The following is a 12,199-nucleotide window of genomic DNA, read 5'->3' on the forward strand; positions in this document are numbered from 1 at the left end:
TCAACCTCCTCGTACGAAAATTTTTCTCAAAAACCCGGGGGTTCTGAACCGCACGATCCGAAAGTAAAGCCAGGTGTAAAAGGCCACAAAGCCGAGGACGAAGAGCACGAGCACCGTCGTATTCCTCCAGAAAAGCACCCCCGGCCCCACGCACACGAGCTGCATAATCCACAGATAGGGGGAGGTGAAGGCGTTTCTTTTAAGGGCCTCCAGCTCGCTCCCGAAGGTAAGTTTGACCAATCTTTTATAAATCAACATGTGAAAGTGTAGCCCGTCTGGAAAGGCTGGGGAAATCCCCCTCAAAAATTTTTTACGGTAAATGGAGAAAAGGGTCTCCCACACCGGATAGATTACCAGCACCAGCGGAAACCAGGGGGACACCTGCGGATGTCTGGCCACCAGCAGCACCCCGCAGACCGCGGCGCCGTAACCCAGGAGATAGGCCCCGCCGTCTCCCAGGAAGATGAACCCGAAGGGATAATTCCAGAGGAAAAAGCCCAGGGTGGCAAAGAGCATCACCAGCCCCAGATAGGTCAGAAACTGGTCGTGAAGCAGGAAAGCCACATAGGCGTAGGCTCCGAAGACCATCATGGCCACCCCGGAGGCCAGGCCGTTGAAGCCGTCGATGATGTTGAAGGCGTGGCTCACCCCGGCCACGGCAAAGGCGGTAAAGAGGAGGGAAAACCAGGGGTGCCGGAGGAGGAGGTCGAACCCCGGCACCTCCACCCGGGGTATCCGGGCCGAAACCAGGAGGCAGGCCAGGGCCCCGGAGAGAAAGCCCGCAAGCAGTCGCCATCCCGGTCCCACCCCCTTGGTAACATCCTCCGCAAGCCCGCTCAGGAAGACCGGAAGGGCCGCAACCAGAAAAAGGAGGAACTCCCGGGCGAAGGGCTTTCCCGCCAGGGCGAAGAGCCCCCCTGCCCCCCACAGCGCGAGATAGATGCACACCCCTCCCACCCGGGGCACCGAACCCCGGTGAAACTTCTGTACCCCTTCGCAGGAATCACAGAACGCCTCCAGACGAAACAGGCGAATGACCAGCACATTGAGGATAGTGCTCCCCAGAAAGGCCAGAAGAAGATATTTCATACGATCTCCCGGATGAAGTCCCGGAGGGCCTCCTCCCAGGGCCTCATCGCCACGCCCCTCACGCTCTCGAGCGGGCTCCAGAGCGGGCGCCTGGCCCTGGTCGGAAACTCCGTGTGTTTCACCGGCCTTATCTCCGCCTCAAGCCCGGCGAACTCCAGAATCCTGCACGCAAATTCGTACCAGCTGCACCATCCCCCGTTGGTCACATGATAAGTGCCGTAGGGTCTCTCATCGAGAATAATTTCCCATATTTTTCGGGCGGCATCCAGGGCGTAGGTGGGAGACACGAAGGTGTCGTTCACCACCCTTAAGGGCTCGCCGGCCCGGGCCTTTCGAAGGATCGTATAGACGAAATTTCCCCCCTTTCCGCTGGTCCCGGCCCTGCCGTAAAGACCGGCCACGCGCACTATGTAATAGCGTTCGAGGTAATTCCGAACCACGAGCTCCCCCGCATACTTTGAGATGCCGTAAATATTTATCGGATTTGGCCGATCCTCCTCGGTATACGGTTTCCCGATCTCTCCTTTCTTCCCGTCAAACACATAGTCGGTGCTGATGTGAACCAGAACGGAACCCGTTTTGAGGCAGACATCCACCAGATTCTTGACCCCAACGGCGTTGACCGCAAAGGCCTTCTCCGGCTCGTCCTCGGCCTGATCCACCTTAACATAAGCGGTGGCGTTGAGAATTAGATCCGGCCTCACCTCCGAAAGTAGCGCATCAACCCGCTTGCCGTCCGTAACATCCACCTCACTTCTGGTAAGAGGGAAAAGCTCCACCCCCTCCGGCCTCGTTTTAACCAGCTCGCTCCCCAGCTGCCCCCTGGCGCCCAGAAGAGCTATTCTCACGACATCCTCGCAAACTCGTCCCTCAGTCTGGCCACAAAGGCCTCGACCTCCCTCTTTTTCTCCAGGAGCCAGTCTCTATTTTCCAGATACCATTCCACGGTGCGTCGCAATCCCTCCTCGAAATCCACCTTCGGCTTCCAGCCCAGTTCCCTCCGGATTTTCGTGATATCAACCGCGTATCTGAGGTCGTGTCCCGGTCTGTCCGGCACGAATTCTATGAATTCTTCCGATTTATTCAGCAATTCCAGAAGTTTCCTTATCACCTCCAGGTTCCTCTTTTCCTCGTTGCTTCCCACATTGTAGATTTCACCCTCCCGTCCCTTCTCTATGACCTTCAAAACCGCCTCGGTAAAATCCTCCACGAAAAGCCAGGTCCGCACATTCCGTCCCGTCCCGTAAACGGGGATCTTCTCATTCGAAAGGAGCCTGGCCACGGAGAGCGGGATCAGTTTCTCGGGATATTGCCAGGGACCGTAGGCGTTCGAGGCCCTGATTACCACCGCCGGCAGGCCGTAGGTTTCCACGAAGGCCCTCACCAACATCTCCGCCGAAGCCTTGCTTGCCGAATAGGGAGAATTGGGTCTGAGAGGGGAATCCTCCACGAACTTCAGGTCGCCGTCCAGCGGAAGTTCTCCGTAAACCTCGTCCGTGGATATGTGCACGAACTTCCGAACCCCGTACTTCAGGGAAAGCCTCAGGAGATTGAAGGTTCCGATCACATTGGCCTTCACGAAGGCGTCGGGATCAAGAATGCTTCGATCCACATGGGTCTCGGCCGCATAGTGCACCACCACCTCCGGCCGCTCCCTTTCGAACACCCCTTCGAGGCCCTCAAAATCGACGATATCCTGCCGATAAAAACTGACCCTGTCCCTGACCTCCTCTATGCGCCTCGGATCCCCGGCATAGGTGAGCTTATCCACCACCGAGACGCGAAAACCCTCTCCCGGAAGTCTCCTCACCAGATCGCTTCCAATAAACCCCGCCCCACCGGTCACCAGCACCCTCATCGGCCCCTCCGGTAAACGAAGTTAACCTCAGCCTCCCTCAATCGAGGAAGATTCCCGTCCTTTTCCGAAAGAATGGGCTCCTTCACCGGCCAGGTTATACCCAGATCCGGATCGTTCCATATTATTCCCCTGTCAAGCTCGGGGGCGTATTCCTTCGTAACCTTGTAGAGGATCTCCGTCCCCTCTTCAAGGGCCACGAAACCGTGCGCAAACCCCGGAGGAATCCATAGCATCAACCTGTTTTCCTCCGAAAGCTCAACCGCCACCCATTTTCCGAACCACGGGGAACCCTTTCTTATATCCACCGCCACATCCCATATTCTGCCTTTTATACATCTTACAAGCTTTCCCTGCTCCATGGGCTCGAGCTGATAATGAAGTCCCCTCAAAACGCCTTTCTGAGATTTAGAATGATTGTCCTGGACGAAATCATAGGGTATCCCGTTAGCCTTGAACTCCGAAGCCTTGTATGTTTCCATGAAAAAACCCCTCTCGTCCCCGAAGACCTTCGGTTCGATCAGAATCACATCCGGGATCTCAAGCGGTCTGAACTTAAAAGGCATCCATCCTCCCCGGTGGTACTCAAATTTTTGTGTCCGGGTATTAAGAGATAATGGGTAGCCTCTCCTGCCGGAGGGACCCCCCGAGCAAAATGAAAAATCTAAAACAGGAGGTACACCTATGAAGCAAGATAACCTCTTTACCGAAAAATTTCTAGAGGAACTCCATGTCCCTCAGGAATTCTTCTCCTGGCTCTTCAAACACCTGGGCCTGGCTCACCGCGCCATCCATGACCTGCTCCCCATTTTTCGAACCACCCGAGATGTTAGGATTTATAGGAATGGCAACTCAAAATAATGGAGGTGAGCCATGAAAAAGTTTACTATCGACCAGATCATCAGAATCCTGGCCGAGGCCGACAGTCCCGGTAACTCCGTAGCCGCTATCGCAAGAAAATACGGTGTATCGCGAGACCATCTACCGGTGGCGCAAAAAATACCGCGGGTTTTCTCTATCCAAGTCCTCTTACTTCTATCGGAGAAAAAAGGCTTTTTACGAAGAAAAACTGGCCAACCAGTCTTTGTCCTCGCAAGAAGCGAGGCTGGCGGCAGACCCCGAGAACGGAAGAAGCTTTTCCCATTGAGGTTGCCAGGAAGCCTCTGAAACGATGGAGCATGGACTTCAAGGAGGAACGGTTAGCTGACGGAAAAGTTCCGGATCTTTCAGGTCATGGACGAGGCTACCCGATTTTTTCTGGGAGCGTGGTGGGACAGAAGGATAGATGGGAAGATGGGTGCGGAGTACTTTGACCATTTATGCCGGCATTATGGGCCACCGGAGGAGATAAGGCGGGACGATGGTCCTGAGTTTCGCTCCAGGGAATTCCAGAAGGTATACTCACAGGGAGGGTGGTTCAGAAAATGACAGCGGTAGGTAAAGACCCTAACATTCCAGGTGGTCCAAATTTCGGGGCCCATATCACTTCTTCCTCCAGGCTCAACTTCTCCTGAGATTTCGGCTAAAAATCGCTCCACCACCAGTTCCCCGATTTTGGCCTGTAGCCTCCGAATCTCTTCCTCATATCTTCCGGTATACAAAGACTTGCCGGGGGCAGGTACTCCCGGCCCGCCTTTTCCATTTCGAGAGCATGTTTCACCTTACCACGCTGTCCAGATTTCGGGGTCCATTTCTTATTGGGATAGCCATAAAAAATTTGAACCAAAAGGAAGGAGAAGGGCACTAATAAAAACAAAAAAATCTGGGAGGATGACCATGAGGGAAATGCTGATGATTACGCTTTTGTTTTTCCTGCTTTCGGGGCTTTCCTACGGAAGAGGGCCCTTTCCGCAGAATCCCCGTCCGGCAAGGCCCGTGGTCCTGGCGCTCGATTTTGGAGTGGACCAGGCCCGGGTGGAGGGGACCTGTCCCCACACCTTCGTCTTCACCGCCCGGATAAGGGCCCGCCGGCAGCTTCGTTACCGGTTCGTGCGAAGCGACGGGACCCGTTCACGGATTTACGAGACCGCCGCGCTTCCCTTCACCGAGGGGCCCGATTACATGGAGTGGGAGATAAAGGACCGCTGGACCCTGAACCGGGACTTCAAGGGCTGGGAGGCCATAGAGATCGTCTCTCCGGTCAGACTGGTTTCCCGCCGGGTAGAGATCAGCCTCAAGTGCACCGGCGCGGTAGGTCCGGTAGGTCCCCCGGTGCGGCTCAAGCCCGATCTCACCGTCAAGGGAGGCTGGAGGGGAATTACGGTGGAGCCGGTGGGCCCCGTTCTTCCCCCGGGCTTAAAGGAGAAGCAGCGGGTCCGAATAAGGGTGAAGATCAAGAACCGTTATGTTCCCACCCGGTTCTGTCTCACCACCCGGGGCCGGGGACACGGCGGGGCCTTTCCGGTGCTTCTCGAGGGCATGGACTATCCAAGGGGGCGGTATAGACCCGTCAAGAGGATAATCGTTCCCGGCATGGATAGGGACGAGGAAAGGGAGGTGGTGTTTTACGACGCCTTTCCCGCGGGCACGGCCAGAAAGTACCGCGTAACCCTGGATTACGAGAACTGGATCTGCGAGACCGACGAGAACAACAACCAGCAGACCGCTGGGTTCGGGCTGCCTTGATTTTACACTCTCTGCTCTTCAGAAAGGAAAGAGCGGGGAGAGAACAAAATTAAACAGGAGGTGGATTATGAAGAGGTTAGTAATTCTTTCTATCATCTTTGTAGTACTGTCAGGGATATGTTTTGCAGGGAAGATTCCCGCATTACAACACAAGATTAATCCGAAGCAGATTCCACCGAAACCTGAAGTTGAAAGACTAAAGCCTCTTCGACCACCCTTACTTCCGGATATAAAAACCGAACTCAGGTGGGATCTTGTGAGGTATGTTGGGCAGTACTCAAGAAGAGCCATAGTACGCCTTACGGCAACCTTTACCAACATAGGAGGTGACTTACAGCGCTGTCCTGACCCACCCTGTAAGGTGGTCCTACGGTCTCTTGAGCCCAGTTCTCCTCGCAGGGTGAGGGAGGTACTGGCTCAGCAGACATTTGATAGTTTTAGAAGCGGACAGAGAATAGTCCTTACCAAGGAAGTAGAGGTATATTGTGCAGAAGAGTTTTCTCCTATATTTGAGGCACTTCACGATGTAAACTTTGAGAACCCTAATTCCTACTTTTATCACGACCCTGATTACCTTAGACCCAGAGGATATGACTCAAACTACAGAAATGACACCAAAGAGATTGACCAGGATGATATAGAGAGAGCCTTATGGGATTGGGGCTGTAGACCAACAAGGAGATGAAGTAGAAGAAGTTTCCCGCTCTCCCCGCTCTTTCCATTTTAGGAGTTACGAGAAAAGACCAGGAGGAGTAGAGATGAAAAAGGTAGGACTGATAGCCCTGGTCATAGCTCTCCTTATCAGGGGAGGGCTTGAGGCCGGGACCATCAGGGGCATGGCCCTTAAGGGGACGATGATGAAGGAAACAAAGGGAGTTCCCTCATCCACCATTCGGAAACCTGAGCCCGGAGCCGTCAAGGGAACACCCCTCAGGGGTGCGGCACCGAAGCAGGGGGGCCCCTCATTCACTATCCGGAAGAACCTTTCCACCGGCTCAGAGAAGACCGGCCCCGTTCAATTGCGTGCAAGGGTGATAAATACCCGCTCCGATCTATCCCTAGAACGGGTCTACCTTGCGGGCTGCAATATCCATGTGGTGATAAGGAACCGGGGGAAAGGTGCCGTAAGCGACGAGGACTACAGGACCGGAAGGCTCGTGGTGGAGCTTAAGCCCGCCGTGACCGGGAAGGAGGCCGTTAAGGCAAGGCTGCCAAAGACCGGAAAACACACCTTCACCCTCAAGAATGTGGATCCGAAGAGGATGCTCAGGAAACCCGGTGCCCGGGTGGATTTTGATACGAGGATAAAGTGTGCCGGGAGAATCTCAATAAAGATTTCCCTTGAAGGGTTTAAAAAGGATGGGAGCGCCGGAAGAAAGTATTTGTACAGTGCCCTGGTGCCGCCTCTGATTTGCACTCCAAGGGCTCTATCTTCCGGGATAAAAGTCACAAAGAAACCTTCCTCTGTGGGAGAAGGGGAAAAAGCTGGACTTCGCGGGCCTAAACAAAAAGAAAGGATCGCAAAAGGCCGGAAAATTACCTCTAAAACGGCGGTCTCCATGAGCAGGTCTCTGCAAAAGGCCAGATCTTTTTCCCCGACGCAAAAAGAACTGAAGCCTATGAGTAGAATCCCCGGAGGACTTGCAGGAAGGGGCTTTAAGCCCGCAGAAGAGCTGAAGGGCCGAACAGGCCGGATACCCAACCCGGTTAGGTTGATACCCTACTGCGGAAACGGTGAGTTCACCTCTCCCAAACACGGAGCCACATATTACTACCGAATGTTGGGCGTCATGGAGAACACTCTTTCCCTGCGAGAACAGGGCTCCCTGGAATGGACGGGAGAATGGGTCCACTGGAAAAAGCCCTGTGCTTACAGCACCGAAGGAGATTACAGCGAGTTTGATGATGAGAGGTACGAGTACAACTTCAGTTTGGTTTGCTTGGACGACGGTAAAACTTTTACCATGAAGCATGCTCTTGGTTTCTGGGCGTTTGAAAATCATGAAGAATCTCGAGATTACTTTTTCCGTCCTGTATATGTGGAAGGAGCAGCAGCTCCAGCCTCGGGAAAGAGATTTCAGGTTGTGGTAAATGTGGTGGACAGGAACAGCAACGAGACTGTGGCCACCTACAGAAGCGGCATCTTCCGGCTTCTCTACTATACGGGACAGGGAGAATTTTCCGAGGAGGAACCGTCCTCAGAACAGCCAACCGTGTTCACCATCGTTCCTCCTGTGGTTCTGGAGGAGTATCGGGCAGGAACAGAGAGCCAGGTGACCCGTGGGGAAGTGAATCTCATGAGGGCCGACAATGTCGTCAGTATAAGTGAGGTAGGCCTGGGAGGAGGATTAGTGCTTAAGGTTGTTCCTATATTTAAGACCAGGGATGGATCTGACATAGCTGAAACGTGCGGCAATTTGGAGGTGAAGGACCGGACGAAAATGATAGTCTTCGTAGAAAAAGAAGATCCAATTTATCCAACCGATGTTGTGGTTATTGAGCGAACTGAGGACCTCTCGCCTCCATCATATGATTGGGTGGCTGATGGGTCCCGGTATTACCCCCAGCACCCGATAATATTTGCTGCAACTATGGAACGAAATTGGAAACAGGTTATTTTCCGCTTCGAGCTGGAATTCTGCGGACGCCGCTTTGAGGTGCCCCATCAGGTAGTCGTTTATCGCGACAGGGATGAGGCCCATCCCATGAGGGTCTATATTGACAGGGTAAGACGCGGCGACTACCTCAGCGCAAGCACCACAAACTATGTGGAATATCACACCGAAGGTTACGCCACAGGGGGCTGTTTCAGGCTCTATGTGTGGAACCCCCTCACCGCCTCGTGGGAGCTTCTTCATAACGAGATCTACAATCTCGGAAGGGGAGATTTTTCGGTAAATCTTGAGAATCTTAAAGAAGACTATGTGGGCAGGAGTGTGAAGCTGAGGCTGGACTGGTGCTCCCTCTGGGACCCTCCTGAAGGATGTAAATGCGAAGGTCGTGAAGAGGGTCTCATAGATTCTTATGTTCGAGAGTTCCCCTTCAGGAACATAGTGGTCCTTGCTCCCACTCAGGGCGAGGAGGTCTTGGTGAATACGGATTATGTGGTGAGGTGGGCCTCCTCGGATCGAGCGGGACAGGTAGAGATTTATTTCTGTCAATGGGGTAGCGGCGACTGTTTTCTTCGGGCGAGGATAGGAGATACCGGCTCCTATGTGTGGCATGTGAGGGAAGAGGATTATGCCCTTGGAGCAAGGGGCGCCACCATCAAGGTAAAAAAGATAAGTAATGGCTACGAGGTTGTCGGGGAGAGCAAGAAATTCAGGATCCTTCCCTGGGGGATAGACATAATTACTCCCGCAGGGGGCGAACGCATATCAAGGTCAGGGACCAGCTATACCCTCATCTGGGACCTCCATGTCCCTCCGAATAAGGTGGCGGGGAAGGTGAAGCTCTACTATCGGACACGCGCTCCACGAGAAGAGTGGTCGCAGTGGCAGCTGATAGACGAGGTTTCACCGGAGCAGGAGACCTACACCTGGCGCGTTGGAGACCTCAACGTTGCTAATGTTCAGGCTCAGGTAAAGGTTGAGTGCCGGACCCATGTGGGGGACGTTTATAGGTCCCTTTCTGCTGTAAGCGAGGTCTTTGAAATTGTGCAATAAAAAATAATTTTGGAGGTGTAAAATGAAGAAGATCTATAACTTTTTTATTAGGCTTGGGGTTATTACTGGTGGCCCCACGGGCTTTTGCCCAGGTAGGATTTGGTGTTCCCTCCGTTCTGGATTTTGAAGCTCTCAATGCCCAGGCTTTCCCCATGGGAGTCGATAAGTGCGGGTTGTGGATAAAAATCGATGCTGTTATGTGCGATTTCGATCCAGGGACAGACTTGGAAGATTTTTTCAATGAAACACTGTATCAACAAAATATTCCCTTTGTCTGGATCTACAAAAATGGCACCAAAATCGCTGAAATAAAATTATCGGAATTCGATCCTTATAGAGGTCTTTCCGGAAGATGCCAGCAGCCTCCCTTCGATTTCAAATTTTATCAACCCATATTAACAGCCGGAGAATATGCCCATATCAAGATAAAATTAGATCCTCTCGATAGAATTCCGGAAGGCGCCTTTTCGAATGGGCAGCGGGTTAAGTTTGAGTACTCCGAAAACAACAACGAGAAAGAGGTTTTTATTGGGTGTAGAGATTTAAAAATAGAAAAGGTAAAATGCCCGCCAGGGAGAATATTTGTAAGAGGAGATGTCTCTGTTTCTGCAAAAGTAACAGATTTCCATGCAGATCCAGATCCAAGGGTGCGGGGAGCATACACTGATCGTGTATATGTAAAAATGGTTCTTTTTAACGAATCTCTCGGACATTATACCTACAAGGATATCTTGGACCAAAAGAATATTTATCTTCATTACGGTGAATCTAAGGTTGTAGAGCTTAAAGGTAGAATCCCTCTTGATATTTCTAGCGGTAGTTATTCTCTAAAAGTAATATTAGAAGAGCCTCGAGATAGAGATCGTTCTAATAATTCTTTTAAATGTCCTGTTATAATTGAACCCACCGCCGTTGAACAAATGGAACAGAGGATCAGGGAGGGCAGGGTTCCCATTGTTCATCCCGGCGGAGAAAGGGCGGCCAGAGTGGCTCAGGCAGCCTTCCCGGATCTGACCGTGAGAGAGGTTACCCGGGTAAGAGAATGTGAATATGAAATCACTATCAAGAATCTTGGTGCTCCTCTTCAGGACAGTATTTACAGCTCAAATCCCGTGATACTGAGGGTGCGGGAGAGCAAATTCCCCTATAAGGCTCTGGCCAATTTCCGCCTGAATCAGGTTGACCCGGCGAAAAGGCTCAAGACCACCAACGGCGAGGTCTCCTTCACCTGGAGGGTGCCCCGAAACCTGATGCCTCTCGACAAAGATCTCACCTTCATGGTGGATCCGGACAGAAAGATCGCGGAGAGAAACGAGCGGAACAACGCCCTGGCGAAACATATCGTTTGTAGAGGGAAGGGTTCCGCCCCCTCGCCGGTTAAGGGAAGCAGGAAACCCCCGGTAAAGAGGTTGCTTCTTCCCGGAGGGAAAAGGTAAAAAGGGGAGTAGGCTCGTGGAAAGGATATGGGAAAGGAACCGCGAACATATTCTAAAGTCATATTGATCGGTTTCCGGGCCACCGGAAAGAGCACCGTGGGGGAGTTGCTCGCCGAAAGGCTGGGATGGTCCTTCGTGGACCTCGACGGGTACCTCGAGAAAAAGCTCGGGAAGAGCATCCGGGAGGTGGTGGAGGAGGACGGCTGGGAGGCCTTCCGGGAGGAAGAGCGGAAGGCCATGCGGGAGTTTGCCGGAAAGAGAAATCTGGTGCTCTCCCTCGGGGGAGGGGCGGTGATGCACGAGGCCGAAATGGAGGCCCTTAAGGAAGGGGCACTCGTGGTCTGGCTTGTCGCTTCGGTTGAGACCATCCTTGAGCGCCTTTCCCGCGATCCCAGAACCGCCACCCAGCGCCCGGCCTTAACGGAGAAGGCGCCGGAGGAGGAGGTACGGGAACTTCTTGCCGCGCGCGAGCCCCTTTACGCCCGTTTTGCGGACCTCAAGTTCGACACGGAGACCCTCTCCCCGGACGAGATAGTCCGGCTTGTTTCGGAAAAAGCTTTCTAATCCTTCCGAAAGGTCTTCCACACATACTCGGCGATGGCCCGGGCCTCATCGTCGGGGATTCTTCTCTCGGAAAAGGTGGGCATTCCCGGACCGGGATGACGCATCTTTTTCACGATGTCCTCCGGCGAGGTGATGCCGTTCCGGATGAGCACCTCCCGATAGAGCTCCTTGCCCTTGCGCACCACATTGCGCCCTCCGGGATGACAGAAGTTGCAGTGGCGCCGAAAGAGCCGGGCCCCCTTTTCCGGGGTCCCGGCCCGGACTCCACCGGAAAGAACCCAGAAAAGCCCCATCAGCAGCGCGAGTTTGCCCCACTTTTTCATGACGGTTCCCTCCTTATTTTTATTTACCCCTCAAGGGCCGCAAGGATCCGGCGTCTGAGCTCTCCGATGCCCTCTCCCGTGCGACAGGAGGTGAGAAGGACCTCGGACAGGGCCTCTCCGAGCCCCCTGCGCCAGCGTTCCTCAAAGCTTTTCCGCTGAGACTTCTTAACCTTGTCGATCTTGTTGAGCACCGCAAGGTAGGGCCTCCTCAGTTCGTGCACATAAAACACCAGGGTCCGGTCCAGCTCGTCGGGCTCGCGCCGGATGTCAAAGATGAGCACCAGAAGCCGCAGAGGCCGAGGGGCGGAGAGGTAGCCCTCCACCAGCCGCCGCCAGGCCTTCTGCACCCCGGGCGGAACTCTGGCAAAACCGTACCCGGGAAGATCCACCACCAGAAAGCGATGATCCACCCGGAAAAAGTTGAGGGCCCTGGTGAACCCCGGAGTGGAGGACACCCGGGCCACCTTCCTTCGCCCCAGAAAGGCATTGATGAGGGACGACTTTCCCACATTGGAACGCCCCAGGAAGGCCACCTCCGGAAGCCCCGGAACCGGCAAATCCTCCGGCTTAACCACGCTCTTGACAAACTGGATCTCGCGGAAGGACATCTTTCCTTGACGAATAAAGAGGTTTTGTGTAATA

Annotated in this window: 13 protein-coding genes; 7 read left to right on the top strand and 6 right to left on the bottom strand. The window is 53.6% G+C overall.

Annotated elements, in window-relative coordinates:
- From K3767_RS06685 to rfbC, 4 genes are read right to left on the bottom strand one after another with little or no spacing between them, the layout of a single operon-like run.
- Positions 1-1,089: a glycosyltransferase gene (locus tag K3767_RS06685; RefSeq protein WP_221172792.1), complete on the bottom strand. Its 1,089-nt coding sequence runs from the start codon at positions 1,087-1,089 to the stop codon at positions 1-3.
- Positions 1,086-1,937, bottom strand: coding sequence for a dTDP-4-dehydrorhamnose reductase (gene rfbD / locus K3767_RS06690; RefSeq protein ID WP_221172793.1), 852 nt, complete (start codon positions 1,935-1,937; stop codon positions 1,086-1,088). Before rfbD ends, K3767_RS06685 begins: the two co-directional genes overlap by 4 nt.
- Positions 1,934-2,947 carry a dTDP-glucose 4,6-dehydratase gene (rfbB, locus tag K3767_RS06695; RefSeq protein ID WP_221172794.1) on the bottom strand — a complete coding sequence of 338 codons (1,014 nt, stop codon included), beginning with the start codon at positions 2,945-2,947 and terminating at the stop codon, positions 1,934-1,936. The genes rfbD and rfbB overlap by 4 nt, the downstream gene beginning before the upstream one ends.
- Positions 2,944-3,510 carry a dTDP-4-dehydrorhamnose 3,5-epimerase gene (gene rfbC / locus K3767_RS06700; RefSeq protein WP_221172795.1) on the bottom strand — a complete coding sequence of 189 codons (567 nt, stop codon included), beginning with the start codon at positions 3,508-3,510 and terminating at the stop codon, positions 2,944-2,946. The genes rfbB and rfbC overlap by 4 nt, the downstream gene beginning before the upstream one ends.
- Before the next feature lie 118 nt (positions 3,511-3,628).
- Between rfbC and K3767_RS06705 the strand changes: the two genes are divergently transcribed.
- The 7 genes from K3767_RS06705 (at position 3,629) to K3767_RS06735 (ending at position 11,234) form a co-directional block, all read left to right on the top strand.
- Positions 3,629-3,805 carry a hypothetical protein gene (locus K3767_RS06705; protein ID WP_221172796.1) on the top strand — a complete coding sequence of 59 codons (177 nt, stop codon included), beginning with the start codon at positions 3,629-3,631 and terminating at the stop codon, positions 3,803-3,805.
- Positions 3,806-3,817: 12 nt separating this feature from the next.
- Positions 3,818-4,111: a transposase gene (locus K3767_RS06710; RefSeq protein ID WP_221172797.1), complete on the top strand. Its 294-nt coding sequence runs from the start codon at positions 3,818-3,820 to the stop codon at positions 4,109-4,111.
- A gap of 609 nt (positions 4,112-4,720) precedes the next feature.
- Positions 4,721-5,569: a CARDB domain-containing protein gene (locus K3767_RS06715; RefSeq protein ID WP_221172798.1), complete on the top strand. Its 849-nt coding sequence runs from the start codon at positions 4,721-4,723 to the stop codon at positions 5,567-5,569.
- A gap of 67 nt (positions 5,570-5,636) precedes the next feature.
- On the top strand, positions 5,637-6,254 hold the full coding sequence (locus K3767_RS06720) for a hypothetical protein (RefSeq protein ID WP_221172799.1): 618 nt from the start codon (positions 5,637-5,639) through the stop codon (positions 6,252-6,254).
- 73 nt (positions 6,255-6,327) lie between these two features.
- Positions 6,328-9,234 carry a hypothetical protein gene (locus K3767_RS06725; RefSeq protein WP_221172800.1) on the top strand — a complete coding sequence of 969 codons (2,907 nt, stop codon included), beginning with the start codon at positions 6,328-6,330 and terminating at the stop codon, positions 9,232-9,234.
- 68 nt (positions 9,235-9,302) lie between these two features.
- A complete protein-coding gene (locus K3767_RS06730; protein ID WP_221172801.1) occupies positions 9,303-10,670 on the top strand; it encodes a hypothetical protein in 1,368 nt (455 codons plus the stop codon).
- 27 nt (positions 10,671-10,697) lie between these two features.
- Positions 10,698-11,234 carry a shikimate kinase gene (locus K3767_RS06735; protein WP_221172802.1) on the top strand — a complete coding sequence of 179 codons (537 nt, stop codon included), beginning with the start codon at positions 10,698-10,700 and terminating at the stop codon, positions 11,232-11,234.
- On the opposite strand, the gene K3767_RS06740 is transcribed toward K3767_RS06735, so the two are convergent.
- Positions 11,231-11,557 (bottom strand): c-type cytochrome, encoded by a 327-nt coding sequence (locus tag K3767_RS06740; protein ID WP_221172803.1) that lies wholly within the window; start codon positions 11,555-11,557, stop codon positions 11,231-11,233. The two genes, K3767_RS06735 and K3767_RS06740, sit on opposite strands and share 4 nt — an antisense overlap.
- Positions 11,558-11,580: 23 nt before the next feature.
- The gene (gene yihA, locus K3767_RS06745; RefSeq protein ID WP_221172804.1) at positions 11,581-12,165 is read right to left on the bottom strand and encodes a ribosome biogenesis GTP-binding protein YihA/YsxC; all 585 of its coding nucleotides are present in this window, start codon (positions 12,163-12,165) and stop codon (positions 11,581-11,583) included.
- Between the last annotated feature and the right edge of the window lie 34 nt (positions 12,166-12,199).

It is taken from the genome of Thermosulfurimonas sp. F29, from assembly GCF_019688735.1.
Lineage (GTDB): Bacteria > Desulfobacterota > Thermodesulfobacteria > Thermodesulfobacteriales > Thermodesulfobacteriaceae > Thermosulfurimonas_A.

Bases quoted from the DNA above. Each gene is read 5' to 3' on its own strand.
- K3767_RS06740 (WP_221172803.1), bottom strand. From the start codon at position 11,557: ATGAAAAAGTGGGGCAAACTCGCGCTGCTGATGGGGCTTTTCTGGGTT.
- K3767_RS06710 (WP_221172797.1), top strand. From the start codon at position 3,818: ATGAAAAAGTTTACTATCGACCAGATCATCAGAATCCTGGCCGAGGCC.
- rfbB (WP_221172794.1), bottom strand. From the start codon at position 2,947: ATGAGGGTGCTGGTGACCGGTGGGGCGGGGTTTATTGGAAGCGATCTG.
- yihA (WP_221172804.1), bottom strand. From the start codon at position 12,165: ATGTCCTTCCGCGAGATCCAGTTTGTCAAGAGCGTGGTTAAGCCGGAG.
- K3767_RS06720 (WP_221172799.1), top strand. From the start codon at position 5,637: ATGAAGAGGTTAGTAATTCTTTCTATCATCTTTGTAGTACTGTCAGGG.
- K3767_RS06685 (WP_221172792.1), bottom strand. From the start codon at position 1,089: ATGAAATATCTTCTTCTGGCCTTTCTGGGGAGCACTATCCTCAATGTG.
- K3767_RS06715 (WP_221172798.1), top strand. From the start codon at position 4,721: ATGAGGGAAATGCTGATGATTACGCTTTTGTTTTTCCTGCTTTCGGGG.
- K3767_RS06725 (WP_221172800.1), top strand. From the start codon at position 6,328: ATGAAAAAGGTAGGACTGATAGCCCTGGTCATAGCTCTCCTTATCAGG.
- K3767_RS06705 (WP_221172796.1), top strand. From the start codon at position 3,629: ATGAAGCAAGATAACCTCTTTACCGAAAAATTTCTAGAGGAACTCCAT.
- K3767_RS06735 (WP_221172802.1), top strand. From the start codon at position 10,698: ATGGGAAAGGAACCGCGAACATATTCTAAAGTCATATTGATCGGTTTC.
- rfbC (WP_221172795.1), bottom strand. From the start codon at position 3,510: ATGCCTTTTAAGTTCAGACCGCTTGAGATCCCGGATGTGATTCTGATC.